The 17813-nt window shown below is 73.3% G+C and carries 17 protein-coding genes; 8 read left to right on the plus strand and 9 right to left on the minus strand.

Features of this window, described 5'->3' with window-relative positions:
- Positions 1 to 77: 77 nt before the first annotated feature.
- Positions 78 to 1112, minus strand: a complete 1035-nt coding sequence (locus ACIBQ1_RS15615; RefSeq protein WP_397277916.1) for an aldo/keto reductase — start codon at positions 1110 to 1112, stop codon at positions 78 to 80.
- Positions 1113 to 1185: 73 nt separating this feature from the next.
- Here ACIBQ1_RS15615 and ACIBQ1_RS15620 point away from each other — a divergent pair, with 73 nt between their 5' ends.
- Positions 1186 to 1878, plus strand: a complete 693-nt coding sequence (locus tag ACIBQ1_RS15620; protein ID WP_397277918.1) for an HAD family hydrolase — start codon at positions 1186 to 1188, stop codon at positions 1876 to 1878.
- A 63-nt stretch (positions 1879 to 1941) separates the two neighbouring features.
- Entirely contained in the window at positions 1942 to 3366 is a 1425-nt protein-coding gene (gene gndA, locus ACIBQ1_RS15625; protein WP_397277920.1) for an NADP-dependent phosphogluconate dehydrogenase, read from the plus strand.
- Here the strand turns inward: gndA and ACIBQ1_RS15630 are convergent.
- The 3 genes from ACIBQ1_RS15630 to ACIBQ1_RS15640 all read right to left on the minus strand — a co-directional run bounded on the left by ACIBQ1_RS15630 (position 3294) and on the right by ACIBQ1_RS15640 (position 5434).
- Positions 3294 to 3644: a hypothetical protein gene (locus ACIBQ1_RS15630; RefSeq protein ID WP_397277922.1), complete on the minus strand. Its 351-nt coding sequence runs from the start codon at positions 3642 to 3644 to the stop codon at positions 3294 to 3296. The genes gndA and ACIBQ1_RS15630 overlap by 73 nt on opposite strands.
- A 67-nt stretch (positions 3645 to 3711) precedes the next feature.
- Positions 3712 to 4485 carry an acyl-CoA thioesterase domain-containing protein gene (locus ACIBQ1_RS15635; RefSeq protein ID WP_397277924.1) on the minus strand — a complete coding sequence of 258 codons (774 nt, stop codon included), beginning with the start codon at positions 4483 to 4485 and terminating at the stop codon, positions 3712 to 3714.
- Between the two features lie 4 nt (positions 4486 to 4489).
- Positions 4490 to 5434 carry a helix-turn-helix transcriptional regulator gene (locus ACIBQ1_RS15640; protein ID WP_397277926.1) on the minus strand — a complete coding sequence of 315 codons (945 nt, stop codon included), beginning with the start codon at positions 5432 to 5434 and terminating at the stop codon, positions 4490 to 4492.
- 51 nt (positions 5435 to 5485) lie between these two features.
- Between ACIBQ1_RS15640 and ACIBQ1_RS15645 the strand changes: the two genes are divergently transcribed.
- The 3 genes from ACIBQ1_RS15645 to ACIBQ1_RS15655 all read left to right on the plus strand — a co-directional run bounded on the left by ACIBQ1_RS15645 (position 5486) and on the right by ACIBQ1_RS15655 (position 7551).
- A complete protein-coding gene (locus tag ACIBQ1_RS15645; protein ID WP_397277928.1) occupies positions 5486 to 6562 on the plus strand; it encodes an epoxide hydrolase family protein in 1077 nt (358 codons plus the stop codon).
- 186 nt (positions 6563 to 6748) lie between these two features.
- The gene (locus tag ACIBQ1_RS15650; RefSeq protein ID WP_397277930.1) at positions 6749 to 7132 is read left to right on the plus strand and encodes a glycosyltransferase; all 384 of its coding nucleotides are present in this window, start codon (positions 6749 to 6751) and stop codon (positions 7130 to 7132) included.
- Positions 7120 to 7551, plus strand: coding sequence for a type II toxin-antitoxin system PemK/MazF family toxin (locus ACIBQ1_RS15655; protein WP_397277932.1), 432 nt, complete (start codon positions 7120 to 7122; stop codon positions 7549 to 7551). The genes ACIBQ1_RS15650 and ACIBQ1_RS15655 overlap by 13 nt, the downstream gene beginning before the upstream one ends.
- On the opposite strand, the gene ACIBQ1_RS15660 is transcribed toward ACIBQ1_RS15655, so the two are convergent.
- The 5 genes from ACIBQ1_RS15660 to ACIBQ1_RS15680 form a co-directional block, all read right to left on the minus strand.
- On the minus strand, positions 7527 to 8366 hold the full coding sequence (locus tag ACIBQ1_RS15660) for an alpha/beta hydrolase (RefSeq protein ID WP_397277934.1): 840 nt from the start codon (positions 8364 to 8366) through the stop codon (positions 7527 to 7529). The two genes, ACIBQ1_RS15655 and ACIBQ1_RS15660, sit on opposite strands and share 25 nt — an antisense overlap.
- A 25-nt stretch (positions 8367 to 8391) precedes the next feature.
- Positions 8392 to 10914 carry a PEP/pyruvate-binding domain-containing protein gene (locus tag ACIBQ1_RS15665; RefSeq protein WP_397277936.1) on the minus strand — a complete coding sequence of 841 codons (2523 nt, stop codon included), beginning with the start codon at positions 10912 to 10914 and terminating at the stop codon, positions 8392 to 8394.
- On the minus strand, positions 10911 to 11630 hold the full coding sequence (locus ACIBQ1_RS15670) for a TetR/AcrR family transcriptional regulator (RefSeq protein ID WP_397277938.1): 720 nt from the start codon (positions 11628 to 11630) through the stop codon (positions 10911 to 10913). Before ACIBQ1_RS15670 ends, ACIBQ1_RS15665 begins: the two co-directional genes overlap by 4 nt.
- Before the next feature lie 162 nt (positions 11631 to 11792).
- Complete coding sequence (locus tag ACIBQ1_RS15675) at positions 11793 to 12791, minus strand: LacI family DNA-binding transcriptional regulator (RefSeq protein WP_397277940.1); 999 nt, start codon at positions 12789 to 12791, stop codon at positions 11793 to 11795.
- A 527-nt stretch (positions 12792 to 13318) separates the two neighbouring features.
- Entirely contained in the window at positions 13319 to 14140 is an 822-nt protein-coding gene (locus tag ACIBQ1_RS15680; protein WP_397277941.1) for a hypothetical protein, read from the minus strand.
- A 254-nt stretch (positions 14141 to 14394) separates the two neighbouring features.
- Here ACIBQ1_RS15680 and ACIBQ1_RS15685 point away from each other — a divergent pair, with 254 nt between their 5' ends.
- From ACIBQ1_RS15685 to ACIBQ1_RS15695, 3 genes are all read left to right on the plus strand, one after another.
- On the plus strand, positions 14395 to 15624 hold the full coding sequence (locus ACIBQ1_RS15685; protein ID WP_397277943.1) for an NAD(P)/FAD-dependent oxidoreductase: 1230 nt from the start codon (positions 14395 to 14397) through the stop codon (positions 15622 to 15624).
- A gap of 99 nt (positions 15625 to 15723) precedes the next feature.
- Positions 15724 to 16419 (plus strand): DUF3152 domain-containing protein, encoded by a 696-nt coding sequence (locus tag ACIBQ1_RS15690; RefSeq protein WP_397277945.1) that lies wholly within the window; start codon positions 15724 to 15726, stop codon positions 16417 to 16419.
- A 259-nt stretch (positions 16420 to 16678) separates the two neighbouring features.
- A complete protein-coding gene (locus ACIBQ1_RS15695) occupies positions 16679 to 17800 on the plus strand; it encodes an MBL fold metallo-hydrolase (RefSeq protein ID WP_397277947.1) in 1122 nt (373 codons plus the stop codon).
- Positions 17801 to 17813 lie beyond the last annotated feature (13 nt).

The raw sequence follows: 17813 nt of genomic DNA on the forward strand, positions 1-17813 counted from the left end.
GTCCCCCCTCAACTCGGGGAACACCTACCGCCCAGGCCGGACCTCATACCCAGCTATCGGCAAAACCTGAGGTCCGGTCAGGGGCGCCGGCGCAGGCTCGCGTCACCCAGCTCCGGCGGCTGCCAGCCCCGGTCGGCGGGGTTGAGCGTGACGCCGGGCGGGACGATCTCGTCGATCCGGTCGAGCACGTCGTCCGTCAGGCGGACCTCGGTGGCCGTGAGCTGGCCCTCCAGATGTTCCAGGGTGCGCGGGCCGATGATGGCCGAGGTCACCGCCGGGTGCCTGATCGTGAAGGCCAGTGCCAGCTCGATCAGCGTGACGCCCGCCTGCTCCGCCAGCACGGCGAGCTGCTCGACGGCGTCCAGCTTGCGCTGGTTGACCTCCTTCGTCAGGTCGTACCGGTCGGGCAGCCGCTCCGCCCTGCGCGTCTGCGGCTGGCCCTGCCCCTTGCGGTAGCGGCCGCTCAGCCAGCCGCCGGCCAGCGGGCTCCACACGATGACGCCCATGCCGTACTTCTCGGTCACGGGCAGCACGTCGGCCTCGATGCCGCGGGCGAGCAGCGAGTACGGCGGCTGCTCGCACACGAACCGTTCGAGCGAGCGCCGCTCCGACGCCCACTGCGCCTCGACGATCTGGTGCGCGGGGAAGGTGGAGCTGCCGATGTAGCGGACCTTGCCCTGCCGTACGAGGTCCGTGAGCGCGCCGAGGGTCTCCTCGACGTCGGTGGCGGGGTCGGGACGGTGGATCTGGTAGAGGTCGATCCAGTCGGTGCCGAGGCGGCGCAGGCTGTTCTCGACCTCCTGGATGATCCAGCGGCGCGAGTTGCCCCGCTGGTTGGGGCCCTCGCCCATGACGCCGTGGACCTTGGTGGCCAGCACCACGTCGTCGCGTTTGCCCGACTTGGCGAGCGCCTGGCCGACGAACTCCTCCGACTGGCCCTGCGAGTAGACGTCGGCGGTGTCGATGAAGTTGATCCCCGCGTCGAGCGCCCGGTCGATGATCTTGGCGGACTCGCCGGGGTCGGACTCACCCCACCCGCCGAACATCATCGCCCCCAGGCAGAGCGGGCTGACCTTAAGTCCAGTACGTCCAAGTACGCGATATTCAGTCACGGAAATCACTCTGTCCCAACGAGGGTCCACCCGCGATGATGATCGACATATTCCCTCATGGTGTCATGGACCCATGAGCGAGTTTCCGGAGACCCCGACGCCCGCGTTCCTCTTCGACCTGGACGGCACCCTGATCGACAGCGTCTACCAGCACGTGATCGCGTGGCGGCAGGCGCTGGCCGGCATGGGGATCGACCTGTCGGTGTGGCGGATCCACCGCCGCATCGGCATGAGCGGCGGGCTGTTCGTCAGCGCGCTGCTGCGCGAGACCGGGCTGAAGCTGACGCCGGAGCAGATCGACCGGTTGCAGACCACGCACATGGAGGCGTACGAGCAGCAGGTCCACTCCGTCCGGCCGCTGCCGGGCGCGGCGGAGCTGCTGTCGGAGCTGTCCTCGCGCGGCGTGCCGTGGGCGATCGCCACCAGCGGGTACGCCCGCACGGCGCGGCTGGCTCTGGGAATGCTGGGCCTGCCGGAGGACACCCCGATGATCACGCGTGACATGGTGCGCAGGGCGAAGCCGGACCCCGACCTGTTCCTGGCCGGGGCGGCGCTGGTCCGGGTGGATCCGGCGCATGCCATGGTGGTGGGCGACAGCGTCTGGGACCTGCTCGCCGCCCGCCGGGCCGGCGCGCTGGGCATCGGGTTGCAGTCCGGCGGGTACGGCAGGGACGAGCTCGAACGCGCCGGCGCCTTCAGGGTCTACACCGATCCGGCTGAGATGCTGGACAGGCTCGATGAGCTCGGCGTACGGCAGTCCGACTGATGTTGGAATATCCCTCGGAACCACCGAGCTGGATCATGCGTATCCCCCACAAAGGAGCTTGAGATGGACTTGGCAGACATCGGCGTCACCGGCCTGGCCACGATGGGGCGCAACCTGGCCCGGAACCTGGCCAGGCACGGATACGCGGTGGCCGTGCACAACCGCACGTCTGGGCGTACCCAGCAGTTGGTCAAGGAGTTCGGCGGGGAGGGCACGTTCGTCCCGTCCGAAGACCTGGCCGCCTTCGTGGCCTCGCTGAAGCGGCCACGGCGGGCGATCATCATGGTGAAGGCGGGGGCGGGCACCGACGCGGTGATCGACCAGCTCGCCGACCTGATGGAGCCGGGCGACATGATCGTCGACGGCGGCAACGCCCACTTCGACGACACCCGGCGGCGCGAGGCGGCGCTGCGCGAGCGCGGCCTGCACTTCGTCGGCACCGGCATCTCGGGCGGCGAGGAAGGCGCGCTGCTCGGGCCCAGCATCATGCCGGGCGGCTCGAAGGAGTCGTGGGAGGCGCTCGGCCCGATCCTGCAGGACATCTCGGCCAAGGTGGACGAGGTGCCGTGCTGCGTCCACGTCGGCCCCGACGGTGCCGGACATTTCGTGAAGATGGTTCACAACGGCATCGAGTACTCGGACATGCAGCTCATCGCCGAGTCGTACGACCTGCTGCGCCAGGCCCTGGGCGCGACCCCGGCCGAGCTGGCCTCGGTGTTCCGCGAGTGGAACCGGGGTGAGCTGGACTCGTACCTGATCGAGATCACCGCCGAGGTGCTCGACCAGGTGGACGCCGAGACGGGCAAGCCGTTCGTGGACGTCGTGGTGGACCAGGCCGAGCAGAAGGGCACCGGCCGGTGGACCGTGCAGAGCGCCCTCGACCTGGGCGTGCCGGTGACGGGCATCGCTGAGGCGACCTTCGCCCGCGCCCTGTCCGGCCACCCGGAGCAGCGCGCCGCCGCCGCGTCCCTGGAGGGGCCCCGCCTGTCCGGGGTCGGGGGGCGCGAACTGGTGGAGGACGTGCGGCAGGCCCTGTACGCGTCCAAGATCGTCGCGTACGCGCAGGGCTTCGACCAGATGGCCGCCGCCTCCCGTGAGTACGGCTGGGACCTCGAACTGGGGGCCATGGCCACGATCTGGCGCGGCGGGTGCATCATCCGGGCCAAGTTCCTGGACCGGATCCGGGCCGCGTACGACGCCAACCCGGCGCTGCCGACGCTGCTGGCCGACCCGACGTTCGCGGCCGCCCTGGACGCGGCGCAGGAGGCGTGGCGGCGCGTGGTGACGACGGCGGTGCAGATCGGCGTGCCCACGCCCGGCTTCTCCTCGGCGCTGGCCTACTACGACGGCCTGCGCCGCGACCGCCTCCCGGCCGCGCTGATCCAGGGGCTGCGCGACTACTTCGGCGCGCACACCTACCTCCGGGTTGACAAGGAGGGCTCCTTCCACACGGACTGGTCCGGCGACCGCGCCGAGCACCCGGCCTGACCCGCGTCCCGGCCGCCGCCGTACGGCCGACGGAGCACCCGCTCCGGCCCGTCGAACGGCGGCACCGGACGGCCGGGCAGGCGGCGGACGGGCGGCGGCCGGCCGGACGGCGGGACGGCCCGCCCGTCGGCCATGCGCCGGAACCGGCCGCGGCGCACCAGCACCAGGCGGTGCCCGGGGCCCACCTGCGCCGCCGACCACCCGCGATGGTCATCGACGCAGGTCACGGCGTCGAGGTGGAAGCCGTCCCCGGCGGCGACACGCACAGCTGAACGCACCCGCAGCACGTTACGCCACAGGTACGACAATCTCCCGCGGCCGATCTTCCTCGACCGCGCGGGCCCGCTAACGGCCGCCGATGCCGACCGTGTTGGCGATCGCCGTGACCACGCAGAACCCGAACGGCCCACCCGCGTCGTGCATGGTGACCTGCCCCGTGGCGACCCCGTCGGCGGAGAGGTGGCCGGTGGCCTCGACCCCGATCAGCTCCGCGGACGGCAGCCGGGCGAGCGTCAGGGTGTAGTCGGCGTTGATGAAGCGCAGCCCCTCCACCCCCGAGTTGCTCAGCGGGCTGGCGAAGTCGGCGGCCAGCGCCGTGCGTACGAACGGCGTCAGCGGCTCCTCGTCCACCAGCGGGTACGACTCCCGCAGCCACACCCGCCCCGGCCCGGGCGCGGCCCACTCCGTCACGCGCCACAGGTCGAACGGCGGGGTCCACGTGGCCCGCGCGTCCACCGGCGGCCCGGCGGGCGCGGGCGTGTCCCACGGGGGCGTGACGAACGTCTGCTCCCCGTCCGGCTGCTCCCCCTGCCGCAGCAGCACCGCGCCGGCCCGCCCGATCACCCCCTGCTCGGTGGTGATCACCGCGTCGGCCACGAGGATCCTGCGCCCGGCCCTGACCAGCGAGGTCTCCACCGTGACCGGCACCATCGGGCTGTTGCGGAACAGGTCGACCGTCAGGCGGGCGAAGTGCAGCCCCGGCTGGGCGTAGCGCCGCTCGATGGCCCGGGCGGCGAGCCCGCCGAGCAGGCGGCCGTGGAGCATGTCGGGGGACCAGGGACCTCGGGCGTGCGGTGCGGGCACCAGCTCGCCCTTCTTCTGGGTGAAGAACGCTGACACAGAATCAGATTCTAGAGGAGAGCAGCCGTTCACCGAGAGCCCTCAGGTGCTCCTTCAGCTCCAGGGGCTCCAGCACTTCGAAGTCCACGTCCAGGAAGGCCACCACGACGGCCATCAGCCGCAGGTCGTCGCCGCGCAGGGTGAGCAGGCACGTGTGCTCGTCCACCGGCTCGACCGTGCCCGCCGTCCTGCCCTCGATCCGCCCGGCGGGGGCGCGCAGCAGGAAGCGGCTCTCGTACGGCCACATCTCGTGCGCCAGGCGGCGCTGCACCCAGGCGGCCACGTCGGGTTCGGGCGGCTCGCGCGGCGCGAAGCGGGGGCCGTTGGGGGTCCGCAGGCGCATCCGGTCGGCCCGGTACGTGCGCCAGTCGCCGCGCTCGGCGTCCCAGCCGACCAGGTACCAGCGGTTGCCCTTGGTGACGAGGCTGTGCGGCTCGGCCCTTCTGAGCGCGCTCTCGCCCCGGTGCCCGGTGTAGTCGAAGCGGAGCTGTTCGCGGTCGCGGCAGGCGGCGGCGACGCGGGAGAGCACGTCCGCGTCCACGGTGGGGCCCTCGCGGTTGATGCGCACGGTGTGCCGCTGCAGGGTGTTGACCCGGTGGCGCAGGCGGGCGGGCAGGACCTGTTCGAGCTTGGCCAGGGCGCGCAGGGAGGTCTCCTCGATGCCGGTCACGGTGCCGTTCGCGGCGGTGCGCAGGCCGACCGCGACCGCCACGGCCTCCTCGTCGTCGAGCAGCAGCGGCGGCAGCTCCGCGCCCGCGCCCAGCCGGTAGCCGCCGGAGACCCCGGGCGCCGAACGGACCGGGTAGCCGAGGCTGCGCAGCCGGTCGACGTCGCGGCGCACGGTCCGGGGGGCGATGCCGAGCCGCTCCGCCAGGTCGGCCCCGGACCACTCGCGCCGGGTCTGGAGGAGGGCCAGCAGGCGCAACAGTCTCGCCGAGGTGTCCAGCACACTCACCATTGTGGCCCGAATCTGACCGCATTGATCCCTAGCGTCGCCGTCATGGACGAATTCGTCATCGACATATCCCAGGACCGGCTCGACGACCTGCGCGAGCGGCTGGAGCGCACCCGCTGGCCCGACGCCCTCGACGGGGTCGGCTGGTCGTACGGGGTGCCGCCCGAGGCGGTGCGCGAACTGGCCGGCCACTGGCTCGACGGCTACTCCTGGCGCGCGCACGAGGCCAGGCTCAACGCGTTCCCGCAGTACACGACCGTGATCGACGGGCAGCGCGTGCACTTCGCACACGTGCGCTCGCCCCGGCGCGACGCGCTGCCGCTGCTGCTGACACACGGCTGGCCCAGCACGTTCGCGGACTTCTCGCGCGTCGCCGGGCCGCTCAGCCGGGACTTCCACCTGGTCATCCCGTCCATCCCGGGGTTCGCATTCTCGGGCCCGGCGACGGAGCCGGGCTGGGGCGTGCGGCGGGTGGCCGCCGCCTGGGTGGAGCTCATGTCGCGGCTCGGCTACGAGCGGTACGGCGCCCACGGCGGCGACTTCGGCGCCCTGGTCTCCCCCACCGTGGCGCGGCTGGCCCCGGAACGCGTGGCCGGCGTGCACGTGAACGCGCTCACCGTGTTCGTCACCGACGACCTGGCGGGCCTGACCGAGGCCGAGGTGGAGCGGGCCCGCGGGGTGGAGCGGTGGCGGCGGGAGTTCTCCGGGTACGCCGCCGTCCAGGGCACCAGGCCGCAGACGCTCGCGTACGCCCTGGCGGACTCGCCCGCCGGGCTGCTCGGCTGGACCCTCGACGCGTTCGCCTCGTGGGGGCGGGACGTGGGCGGGGTGCCCGCCGACGACGTCCTCACCGACGTCACGATCCTCTGGCTCACCGGCACGGCCGGGTCGTCCACCCGCATCTACCGGGAGAGCGGCGGTGACTGGGCGGTGCCGGACGCGCCGGGCAGGACGCCGACGGGCGTGGCGGTCTTCCCCGGGGACAGCACGGTGCGGCGGTACGCCGAGCGGGCGCACAACGTGGTGCACTGGTCGGAGTTCCCGTCCGGCGGCCACTACGCCGCCCTGGAGGCCCCCGGGTTGCTGGCCGCCGACATCACGGCCTTCTTCGCGGGCCTCTGAGATCCCGGGCCTCTGAGACTCCGGGGCCTCTGAGACTCCGGGGCCTCTGAGACGACCCCGGGCTCAGTGGAACTGCGGGACGATCAATCCCTACCCGCCACACCGCCAAAGGCCAGCCAACGAAGGTTATGGAATGGTTCATGGTGAATTAGCCGATTAGGAGAGATCTGCGGCCATCATCCAGACGTGCGTATCGTTCGGTTAGCGAACTTCGTCACTCCCACGTCAGGCGGGCTGCGGACCGCCCTTCACGAGCTCGGCGCCGGATACGCGGCGGCGGGACACGAGCCCGTCCTGGTCGTCCCCGGCGCGACGGCCCGCGACGAGCGGACCCCGGCCGGGCGGGTCATCACCCTGCCCGGCCCGGTGGTCCCCGGCCTCGGCGGCTACCGGGGCATCACCGCCCGCGGCACGCTGCGGCGCCTCCTGGACGAGCTGGCCCCCGATGTGCGAGGACCTCGTCGGCCACTATCAGGGCGTCGTGGCAGGCGAGCCGGTGTCCCCGCGGACGGACAGCCTGACTGGATTTCGGCGGCGCGCCGCCGTAGGCTCCCCCAATGCGCGATCTAGGTGAGGACCCCCGGCCGGCCCGGGGCGCGGTACGCGAGATCCATTCCCTCGGCGACTCCGCCACCCTGGCCTACTCCCCCGACCTCGACGGCCTGGCCGACCCTGGGGAGATCGTCTGGGCCTGGGTCCCCTACGAGGAGGACCCGTCCCGCGGCAAGGACCGCCCCCTGCTGGTCGTGGGCCGGACCGGGCGCAGGCTCATCGGCGTGATGCTGTCCAGCAAGGGCGAGGACGGGCCCGACTGGCTGGAGCTGGGCGCCTGGGGGCGGGACGAGCGGGTGTCGTACGTGCGGCTGGACCGGGTCTTCGTGCTGGACGAGGACGACATCCGGCGCGAGGGCGCGGTGCTCGACGGCGACCGCTTCGCACGGGTGGCGGCCCGGCTCATGAAGACCTACGGATGGGACGCCGCCCGGTAGCCGCGTCGGCCCAGGAAGCCCGCGTGACCGAGCCAGTCGAGAAAGCGGTCCGTCCACGCGCTGCTCGGCAGGCCGGGCGGAGCCGAGGCGAACCGGTGGCCGCCCTCGGCGTAGGCGTGCAGCTCGGCCGGGCGGCCGGCCTCGTGCCAGGCCGTGTACAGCGCGAGGCCGGACGACACGACCCCCTCGCCCACATCGTCGCCGGCGAAGGAGACGAACAGCGGCGGCGCGTCCGGCGGCACGGTGTACGGGTCGAAGCAGGTGCCGTAGATCGGCGCGGCGAAGTCGGGCCGCGTGTCCGCGTCGTAGCCCGTCGCGGCGACGATCGTGAGCAGGCCGCCCGCGGAGAATCCCATGATGCCGACGCGCCACGGGTCGACAGCCCAGCTCGCGGCCCGCTCCCGGACGACGCGCATGGCCAGGAAGGCGTCGTTCTCGGCCACGCGGGCATGCGCCTTGATGGGGTCCATGGTGCCGCTCATGATCGCCCGCACGAACTCCCCGTCGTCGCGCGGCGTCGGCATCAGGTGGTATCTGAGGAGGAACACGGTCAGGCCCGGCTCGGTGAGCCGGCGCACGATGCCGTCGATCTCGGGGTCGTCCCAGTGGGGAAGGGTGGCGAAGCTGCCGCCGGGGCAGAGGATCACGCCGGTCCCCGTCGCCACGGACGGATCCGGGGTGTGGACGGTCAGCGAAGGAGCTCGGACGTTGCGGATCAGCCGGAGTTTCCCGGTCGTCGTGATCTCGGGGAGGAAGGTCTCGTGGCCGAGCAGCGCCTCCTGCGAGGCGCCCTCCCACAAGGGGATGAGTTCCATGGCGGTTCCTGCTCTCGTTCGATGATCAGGAGTGGACGGGGGTGACCGTTCCGGCGTCGCCGTCGACGACGACCGGCCGGCCGTCGACCAGGCGCCCGGTCGCCGCGCCGGTGCCGAGGACGGCCGGGATGCGGTATTCGCGGGCGACGATGGAGCTGTGGCTGAGCGGGCCCCCGACGTCGGTGACCACGGCGGAGGCGAGCGCGAACAGCGAGGTCCACGCGGGGGTCGTGATCCGCGCGACCAGGACGTCGCCCGGGCGCATCCGGTCGAACTCGTCGGGGCCGTGGATGATCCGCGCGGGCGCGGTCACCCGCCCCGGGCTGCCGGGCACGCCCTTGATGACGTCGGAGTCGCCGTCGTTGCGGTGCCCGGGCAGCAGGCGGGAGAAGTCGATGCCCAGGACCTTCGTGCCGCCCTCGGCCGGGAGCGCGTGCGGTGGCGCGACCGCCTTCTGCGCCTGCCACGCGGCCCGGCGTTCGGCCACGGCTTCGCGCGAGTCGGCCGGGGACCCGTGCCCGGAGTCCAGCGCGCCCACGGCCGCCGCCAGCTCGTCCAGGCGCAGCCAGAACACGTCGTCCTGGGCGGCCAGCGCCCCGGCTGCGACGAGGCGGCGGCCGAGCTCGCGCAGCGCGCGGCGTGCCGCCGGCCAGCCCAGCCCCACGTCGGCCAGGCCGTCCTCACGCAGCGGGGCGATCTTCTGCGCCCAGCGCAGCATCCGCCGCGCGAACGCCGCCCGCGGGCCGCGCCGGGCCTGGAGCCGCCGCACGGCCTGCTCCCGGGCCTCCACGGCGGCGCGCTGCCGCTCGTGCGGGCCGGGCGTCTCGCCGGTCTGGAAGAAGCGCAGCGTCTGCAGCAACGGCTCCGGGTCCTCCGCCGGCAGGGGCTTGGCGAAGTCGAGGTCATAGACCGTGTCGCCGAACTCGGCCAGATAGGCGGCGAACCGATCGGAGATGTCCTGCCCGGGGTGCTCGCGCCCCCAGCACGCCAGGTCGTAGAGGGCCTTCTCCGCCCGCAGCGGCTTGTGCTCGAACCCCAGCAGGAACGCCACCGGCAGCGGGTCGCCCGGCCGTTTGACGAGCTTGTACGCCGCGGTGAACATCGACTCGCTGATGTACGCGGCCGGCAGCACGCCGCTCTGGATGGCCCCGTAGTAGTGCGCCGCGGCCTCGACGATCTCGCGTACCCCTGACAGCAGCTCGCCCGCCGGCGCGGCCCCCACGTCGGCGGCGTGCCACCGGGCGGCCACGGCGGCGTAATCCGCGTGCGCCTCGCGGAAGCGCTCCGGCGCCGTCCGCAGAGCCTTGGGCAGGGTGGACGCCAGGAACAGCGGCTGCGCCACCATCATCCGGGCCATCATCCCGGCCGTGTAGGCGACGTTGTAGTAGGCGTATCCGCCGATGACGGCGAAGGGCTCGTCGAAGTACGGCAGCCCGACGCTCCGGTAGTGCTCCAGCGTGGCCTGCTTCCAGGCGTCGAGGCCGAGCGTGGCGAAGAGCGGGGACAGCGGCTCGGGCAGCAGCTCCGTGACGCTGCCCCGCACGTACTTGCCCTTCGGGTCGGGCAGCTCCCAGTCCACCTCGCGGGCCTCGGGCAGCGCGGTGATGGGGCGGGCCTGCAGGATGTGGAGGCGGCCGTCGTGGCGGGCCCACTCGATGTCCATCGGCTGCCCGTACAGCTCCTCGATCTCGACGGCCAGGCGGGCCAGCCCGGCCGCCTGCCCGCTGTCGAGCACCGGCCGTTCGCGCAGGTCGGCGGGCACCGGCTGCTCGTGGGTCCCGTCGGCCGTGCGGACGGTCATGACCTCCTTGACGCTGACGTCCTGGCGCAGGATCGAGCCGCCGGCCTTGGCGACGACGAGCGTGTCGGGGCTGACCTGGCCGCTGACGACCGCTTCGCCGAGCCCCCAGGCCGCGTTGACCATCACCCGGTCGCGGGCGCCGGTCAGCGGGTCGGCCGTGAACAGCACGCCGGCCGCGTCCGCCGGCACGAGCTCCTGGACGACCACCGCCAGGCTGACGTCGCCCGAGTCGATGCCCTGGCGGGCGCGGTAGCCGATGGCGCGGGCCGTCCACAACGACGCCCAGCAGCGCTTGACCGCGTCCAGGACCTCAGGGGTGCCGTGGATGTTGAGATAGGTCTCCTGCTGCCCGGCGAACGACATCTCGGGCAGGTCCTCCGCGGTCGCCGACGACCGTACGGCCACCGCCGGGTCGTTCTCCCCCACGGCGCGGTACGCGGCGGCGACGGCCTCGGCCACCTCCGCCGGCATCGGCTGCCCGGCGAAGAGCGCGGAGATCTTCTCGGCCGCGGCGTCGCAGGTCTCCGGCCGGTCGGGGGACGCCGCGGCGGCGAGTTCGACGATGCGCTCCTGCAGGCCGTGCGCCGCGACGAAGCGGCGGTAGGCGGCCGTCGTCACGTGGAAGCCCGGCGGCACGGGCAGCCCGGCCGCGGCCAGGCGGGCCAGCGAGGCGCCCTTGCCCCCGGCCCGCTCCAGATCGGCGCGCTCGTCGTCCAGAGCCAGGACAAGTGGGTCGTCGTCCGTCATGATTGCTCTCCTTCTTCCTTCATGCCTTCTTCTGGGCCCAGTTCGGTGGCGAGCTCGGCCCGGACCTGTCTCAGGCCGCCGAGCAGCACCGCCTTGCCCTTCGCGAGGTCCGCGCCGCCGGCGGGGGCCAGGGCGCGATCGAGCATGTCCGCGAGCGCCTCCAGCAGCTCGTCCGACGTCGGCTGATCCGGGTCCGGCGACCCCGCCCTGTCGGCCGCGAACGTGCGCCGCAGGGCCGGGGTGAGGGCGTCGAGGATGTACGCCACGGCACGGGTGTCGACGTCGTGGCGCACGGTGCCCGCCTGCCGCATCACCTCCAGGAACTCACGCATGCCGAAGGTGCGGGGCAGCCGCTCGAAGAGGTTGCCGGGCTTGCGCAGGTACTTGCCGAAGACCTCCGGATCGCGCGCGGCGATGGCGGCGGTCAGGGGACGCTCCTTCAGCACGCGCACCATCAGCCGGTAGACGCTGGCGACGTCGCCGCCGCGCGGGTCGGCCTCCAGCTGCTCGCGCCACGCGCTCGCGTAGCGGCCGCCCTCGCGGCGCAGCGCCGCCTCGACCAGCTCGTCCTTGGACTTGAAGTGCAGGTAGACCAGCCCTCGGTGGAGTGCGACCGCCTCCGCCACGTCGCCCATCGTCAGCTTGTTGTAGCCGATCCGGATCAGCAGGCCGGCCGCGGCGTCCAGGATCGCCTGCTCGCGGTCTTGCTCGTTCACGCTCACGATTGTCACTTTGACATTTTTTGAGAATTTGTCAAACGATGGCTCGCCGATCGCGAAAGGCACGGCGCCGCCGGAGCGCACTCCAACGGCGCCCGGAGACGGCGGGCAGGCGGCAGCGCCGATCACGCGCGCACGGGGGCTCCGACCGGCGGGGGGTTATCGGGTGGAGGCGCGTTCGACCAGGTCGGGCTGGAAGATCACCTGGCGGTGCTCGTGGCCGGCGGGCCGGTTGGCCTCCTCCAGCAGCATCAGGGCCGCCGTGTGCCCCAACTGCTCGCGCGGCTGCCGGATGGACGACAGCGGCACGGCCGCCGCCGCCGCGAAGTCGATGTCGTCGTAGCCGAGGATGGCCAGGTCGGCCGGGACCCGCAGCCCGCGCTGCGTCATCTCCTGCAGCACCCCGATGGCCACCAGGTCGTTGGCGCAGAAGACCGCGGTGGGCCGCTCGGACGGCGGCAGGCCCGCGATCTCCTCGCCGGCCAGCCGCCCGGTGGCGATGGTGAGGTCGGGCAGGGGGATGACGGTCAGCCGGTCGTCCGGCGCGAGCACGGCGGTCAGGCCGTCGTGCCGCTCCCGCACCTGGCGGACGGTGAACGGCCCGCCGGCGAAGGCGATGTGGCGATGGCCCCGCTCGCGCAGGTGGCGACCCGCCATCCGCCCGCCGAGCACGTCGTCGACCGCGACCGCGCAGCCGTGGCTGTGCGGGGCCGAGCTGTCGAAGCGCACCACCGGGATGCCGCGCGAGATGAGCCGGCTCAGCCGCTCCTCCTCGGCGCTGTCGTTGACCGGCGTGATCAGGACGCCCAGCGGGCGCTGCTCCTCGAACGTCTCCAGCAGCCCCGCCTCGCGGTCGGCGTCCTTGTTGCTGTTGAAGACCATCACGGTGAGCTCGGCCCGCTGCGCGGCCGTCTCGACGCCGCGCAGCACGTCGATGAAGAACGGGTTGGACAGGTCGAGCGCGACCACGCCGATGGTCCGGCTGCGTCCGGCCCGCAACTGCCGGGCCGAGCCGTTGCGGACGTAACCGAGACGGGCGATCGCGGCCCGCACCCGCAGCCGGGTGTCGGGGGCCACCATGTCGGGCCGGTTGAGCACATTGCTCACCGTGCCGACGGAGACCCCGGCGAGCTGGGCAACCTCTTTGATGCTCGACATCGTTCCTCGTCGCAGGCGTGTCGTCGCTTTGATCATAACGCCTTCGACCAGGGATTCGACACTACGTGTGACAACCTCCGTCCGAGGCCGGCGCCAGGTCGGCCGCGGGGTTGCGGTCGAAGAAACCGGCGGGCCTCAGCGTGCAGCCGGTGCACTCCACGGGCATCATCGGGAGTCCTCGGAACGGCAGAAACGGGTGGTGCCGACGGTGTGCCAGAGCACGATGTCGGCGTCCACGACCGGCCGGCCCGCTGATCGCCGTCCCCTCGCCGGCGAGCGGCACGGGCCCGATGTCACCTGCCGCAATGCGCCGCACCAACCGATCCACGAACCAGGAGCGACACCATGAGATGGGACAACCACCGCGTCGTCATCACGGCCGCCGGCCGCGACTTCGGGCGGACCCTGGCCATCCGCCTCGCGGACCTCGGCGCCCGGCCGAGGGTGACGACAGCGGCGTGAGCAGACGGAAAGCAGGCGCTGCGACCACGGATCCGGCACCGCGCGGGCCGATTTCGTCGGCGTTCTCACAGCGGCACGATCAGAGCCTGGGGGCGGTCGGCGGGGAAGGCCCAGATGTGCTTGCCGGCCGCGACCACCAGCCCGAGCCGGGCCTTCAGGCCCGGCCGCGTCACGCGGACGGCGGCCCCGGCGGCCGGGGCGAGCGTGAACAGGTCGCGCCCGCCGCCCGCCAGCACCCCGTTCGCGCAGACCAGGAACGGCACCGGCCCCTCCGGCGCCCGTAAGAACCGGCGCGGCTCCCCCGACCAGGCCGACACCCGCTCCAGGCCGCCCGCCACGCTGATCCACAGGGAGCCCGCGCACACGGTCATGCCGCCGCGCTCACGGGTGCAGAGGTCCACCTCCCTCGGGCCGCCGCGCAGCCAGGTGTCCCGTTTCGACGTCCACCACAAACGTTCGCCCTCGACCGCGCACCGGTCGAGGCCGGGTAACTCCACCGGCTCGCCGAAGTCGCCGGGCCCGGTCAGCCGGCGCGCCCGCTCCGACCCGACGGCCCAGATCTCGCCGCCGCCCGCGAGCACGCGGCCGTCGAAGGGCTCGTCGGCCAGCGGGGCGCCGGTGGGGTCGAGCCAGTGCACCCGGCCCTCCGCGGTCCCCGCCAGCGTTCCCCGCAGCGGGCTCTCGGACAACGAGCCGAGGTGCGGCGGCCCCGCGAACGTCCTGGGCACGACCACGGTCTCGGCCAGCGTGCCCGGCACGCCCGCCGTGCCCGGCACGGTCCCCGGCACCGCCGCCAGGGAGCGCAGCTCCGGCACCCGTACGGACTCGCCGCCGTCCAGCGGTTCGCCGGGGCGGTGTAGACCCGCAACCGGCCGGACGCCGCGCACCAGACCGTGGTCCCGTCGGACGCGGCGACCCGGGCGGGCCACGGCAGGTCGATCCTCGTGACGGCGACGTCCATGCGCTGACCATAGCCGCCTGGACCCCGCGCCAGTACCCGCCGGGGACGGCGTGGGCGGGCACTGGGCGGGCACTGAGCGGGCCCTGTTCGAGCACTGAGAGGGTCGCGCCGGGGTATGCCGTAGGTAAGGGGGCGATCCCCGTATCAGCCGAGGTCGGGCGGGCTGGGATCATGGGACGCATGCGTGTTGTGGTGATCGGGAGCGGCATCGTCGGAGCGGGCGCGGCTTATTACCTGAGCGGGCGCGGCGCGGCGGTGACCGTGGTCGACGGCGGCTATCCGGGCGAGGCCACCCAGGCGGGGGCGGGCATCGTGTGCCCGTGGGTGGACCACCCGGAGGACGACGACTGGTACCGGCTGACCCGTGAGGGCACCCGCCGCTACCCGGGGCTGGTGGAGGCGCTGGGCGAGGACATCGGCTACGCCAAGGTGGGCGCGCTGCTGGTCGCCGAGGACCCGGCCGACCTGGAGCCGGTGCGCGCCCTGCTGCGCCGCAGGCACGCCGGCGCGCCCGAGATGGGCGACGTCACCGACGTGCCGACCCCGTCCGAGCTGTTCCCGCCGCTGTCCGACGATCTGAGCGCCCTCCTGGTGCCGGGCGCGGCGCGCGTGGACGGCTGCTCGGTCCGCGACGCGCTCCTGCGCGCCGCCGTGGCCCAGGGGGCGGAGGTACGCGCGGGCGCCGCGCGGCTCACCCCCGGCGGCGAGGTGTTCGTGCACGCCGTGGCCGGCGAGGCGCACGCCGAGGGCGAGCCGTGGAGCCCCGCCCGAGATGAGACCGCCGAGCCCGCCGATCAGAGCGGGTCCTGGCGGCAGGGCGCGCCGCTCGTGTCCTCGGCCGCGCCGCCCGCGCCCGTGGGGGCGCGCCGGTTCGCGGGTCAGGGCGAGCCGCTCGACGCCGACATGGTGATCGTGGCCGCCGGGGCCTGGACGGGCGAGGTGTGCCGGCCCTTGGGCGTGGAGCTGCCGGTGTTCCCGCGTCGGGGGCAGATCATGCACGTGACCCTGGAGGGCGTCGACACCGCGTGGTGGCCGATCGTGCTGCCGCGGGTCGGCCCGTACCTGCTGGGCTTCCCCGACTCCCGCGTCGTGATCGGGGCGACCGTGGAGGACGTGGGGTTCGCCCCGCGGGTCACGCTGGGCGGGCTGGACGAGGTGATCGCGGCGGGGCTGCGGGTGGCGCCCGGGCTGTTCAACGCGACCGTCGCGGAGACCAGGGTGGGCCTGCGCCCCGTGTACGCGCCCGGCTCCCCTCTCATCGGGCCGGTGACGGGGCGCGTGGTGGTGGCGACGGGCCTGAGCGCGTACGGCCTGACGGCGGGCCCGTTCACCGGCGAGATCGCCGCCGCGCTCGCCCTCGGCGAGGAGCCGCCCATCGACATCGCGCCCTACGCGCCCAGCGTCGGATAGCCGGATGGAGATCCTCGTCCGGGCCCCTGCCGGATCATCACGACAGGCACTCACGTAACATCGGTTTCCTCCCCGCCATGACGCTGTGGGGAGGCCGCGTTGCCGCTGCTCGCGCTCTTGATGCTGGTCCTGCTGGTGACCTCCTGCGCCTCCGCGCCGCCCGCGCCTTCCCCCACGCCCACGCCCTCGCCTTCTCCGAGCCGGCCCCAGCCTCCCCCCGCTCCGAGGAAGCGCCCCGCCGAGGAGGTGTGGGTCCCGTACTCCGCCTCCGGCCGGTACACGGTCGTGCCCGGCGGCGCGCCGGCCCGGCCGGGGTCAGGGGAGGTGGTGCGGTACGTGGTGGAGGTGGAGGCCGGCCTGCCGTTCGACCCGGCCGTGTTCGCCGCCGACGTGCATCGGGTGCTCAACGACGTACGCGGGTGGGCGCGCTTCGAACGCGTCGACCACGGCCCGGCGCAGGTCCGCGTCGCCCTGTCCAGTCCCTTGCTCACCACTCTCCAGTGCCGGCCCCTCCGCACCGGGGGCGAGCTGTCCTGCTGGAACGGCACCCGCTCGGTCATCAACGCCCTGCGCTGGGCGAAGGGCGTCCCGCAGTACCGCGGCGACCTGGCCGCGTACCGGGCCTATGTGATCAGCCACGAGGTCGGGCACAGCCTGGGGCACGGCCACGAGCCCTGTCCCGGGCCCGGGCGGCTCGCCCCGGTCATGACCCAGCAGTCGAAGTCGCTGGACCGCTGCCGCCCCAACCCGTGGCCCCACCCCGACCGCGGACCGAGCGAGGACCGCGGACCGTGAACCCACATGTCGCGACACCCCACCCGTTCATGGCAGGGGCTGCCGTGCGGCGGGAGGATGGCGACCGGTAGGTTCTTCGAGCCGATGGGGTCGCCGCGGTGGGGACGTGGCGGGCGTCGCCGCGCTGGGGAGTGTCGGCGACACCGGCGGCCAAATGATCGATGCGGTCTGAACCTATCGCGATATATCGTAGAACGGGAACACCGGGGAATCCCGCTCGGTTGAGCCGGATGCATAGATTTCCAGGGGAGTGTGGCACATGGCAGGAATACGGACGGCACGGCGGGTCCTCGCGGGTGGCGTGGCCCTGGCGGCCGCGGGCTGGGTGTTGCGCGAGATCCCCGCCGAGCTGGGCGTACGGCCTCTGACATCGGGGCCGGACCGGGCGGCGAGGATGCGGCGCTCGCCGCAGTTCAGGGACGGCACGTTCTTCAACCCGATGCCCGAGCCGACCCACATGATGACGGCCCCGCCCGCCGGCCTGCTCGGCGAGCTGACCAAGAACAAGGAGCAGCGCCGCCCCGCGGGCCCGATCCCGCTGCGCGTCCCGCCGACCGACCCGGCGCCCGCCGACGGCCTGCGCGCGATCTGGTACGGCCACGCCTCCACGCTGGTGGAGATCGAGGGCAGGCGGGTGCTGTTCGACCCGGTGTGGAGCAAGCGGCCCTCCCCCTCGCAGCTCGTCGGCCCCAAGCGGCACCACCCGGTGCCGGTCGAGCTGGGCGAGCTGCCGGCGATCGACGCCGTCGTGATCTCGCACGACCACTACGACCACCTCGACCTGGCGACCGTGCGCTCGCTGATCAGGACGCAGACGGCACCGTTCCTGGTGCCGCTGGGCATCGGGGCGCACCTGGAGCGGTGGGGCGTGCCGTCGTACCGGATCATCGAGCTCGACTGGGAGGAGGGGGCCGAGGTGGCGGGGCTGAGCTTCGTCGCCACGGCGGCCCGGCACTTCTCCGGCCGGGCCTTCACCCGTAATGACACGTTGTGGGGGTCCTGGGTGGTGGCCGGGGCGAACAAGCGGGTCTTCTACGCGGGCGACTCCGGATACTTCGAGGGCTACCGGGGCATCGGGTCGGCGCACGGGCCGTTCGACCTGACGCTGATGCCGATCGGCGCCTACAGCCCGGCCTGGCCCGACATCCACATGAACCCCGAGGAGGCCGTCAACGCCCACCTCGACCTGGGCGGCTCGCTGCTGCTCCCCGTCCACTGGGCGACCTTCACGCTGGCCCTGCACCCGTGGTCCGAGCCGGTGGAACGGCTGTGGCGCGAGTCCAAGGCACGGGACGTCAAGATCGTCGTGCCCCGCCCCGGCGAGGCCGTGGACACCTCCGACGCCCAGGTGGTGGAGGGCTGGTGGGAGACCCTCGCCTGACCCCCGCCCGCCC

Source organism: Nonomuraea sp. NPDC050153, from assembly GCF_044460125.1.
Lineage (GTDB): Bacteria > Actinomycetota > Actinomycetes > Streptosporangiales > Streptosporangiaceae > Nonomuraea.

Excerpts from the sequence above, each read along its gene's own strand:
- ACIBQ1_RS15655 (WP_397277932.1), top strand. The coding sequence starts at position 7,120 with ATGCGCGATCTAGGTGAGGACCCCCGGCCGGCCCGGGGCGCGGTACGC.
- ACIBQ1_RS15675 (WP_397277940.1), bottom strand. The coding sequence starts at position 12,791 with ATGTCGAGCATCAAAGAGGTTGCCCAGCTCGCCGGGGTCTCCGTCGGC.
- ACIBQ1_RS15620 (WP_397277918.1), top strand. The coding sequence starts at position 1,186 with ATGAGCGAGTTTCCGGAGACCCCGACGCCCGCGTTCCTCTTCGACCTG.
- ACIBQ1_RS15665 (WP_397277936.1), bottom strand. The coding sequence starts at position 10,914 with ATGACGGACGACGACCCACTTGTCCTGGCTCTGGACGACGAGCGCGCC.
- ACIBQ1_RS15695 (WP_397277947.1), top strand. The coding sequence starts at position 16,679 with ATGGCAGGAATACGGACGGCACGGCGGGTCCTCGCGGGTGGCGTGGCC.
- ACIBQ1_RS15660 (WP_397277934.1), bottom strand. The coding sequence starts at position 8,366 with ATGGAACTCATCCCCTTGTGGGAGGGCGCCTCGCAGGAGGCGCTGCTC.
- ACIBQ1_RS15685 (WP_397277943.1), top strand. The coding sequence starts at position 14,395 with ATGCGTGTTGTGGTGATCGGGAGCGGCATCGTCGGAGCGGGCGCGGCT.
- ACIBQ1_RS15645 (WP_397277928.1), top strand. The coding sequence starts at position 5,486 with ATGGACGAATTCGTCATCGACATATCCCAGGACCGGCTCGACGACCTG.
- gndA (WP_397277920.1), top strand. The coding sequence starts at position 1,942 with ATGGACTTGGCAGACATCGGCGTCACCGGCCTGGCCACGATGGGGCGC.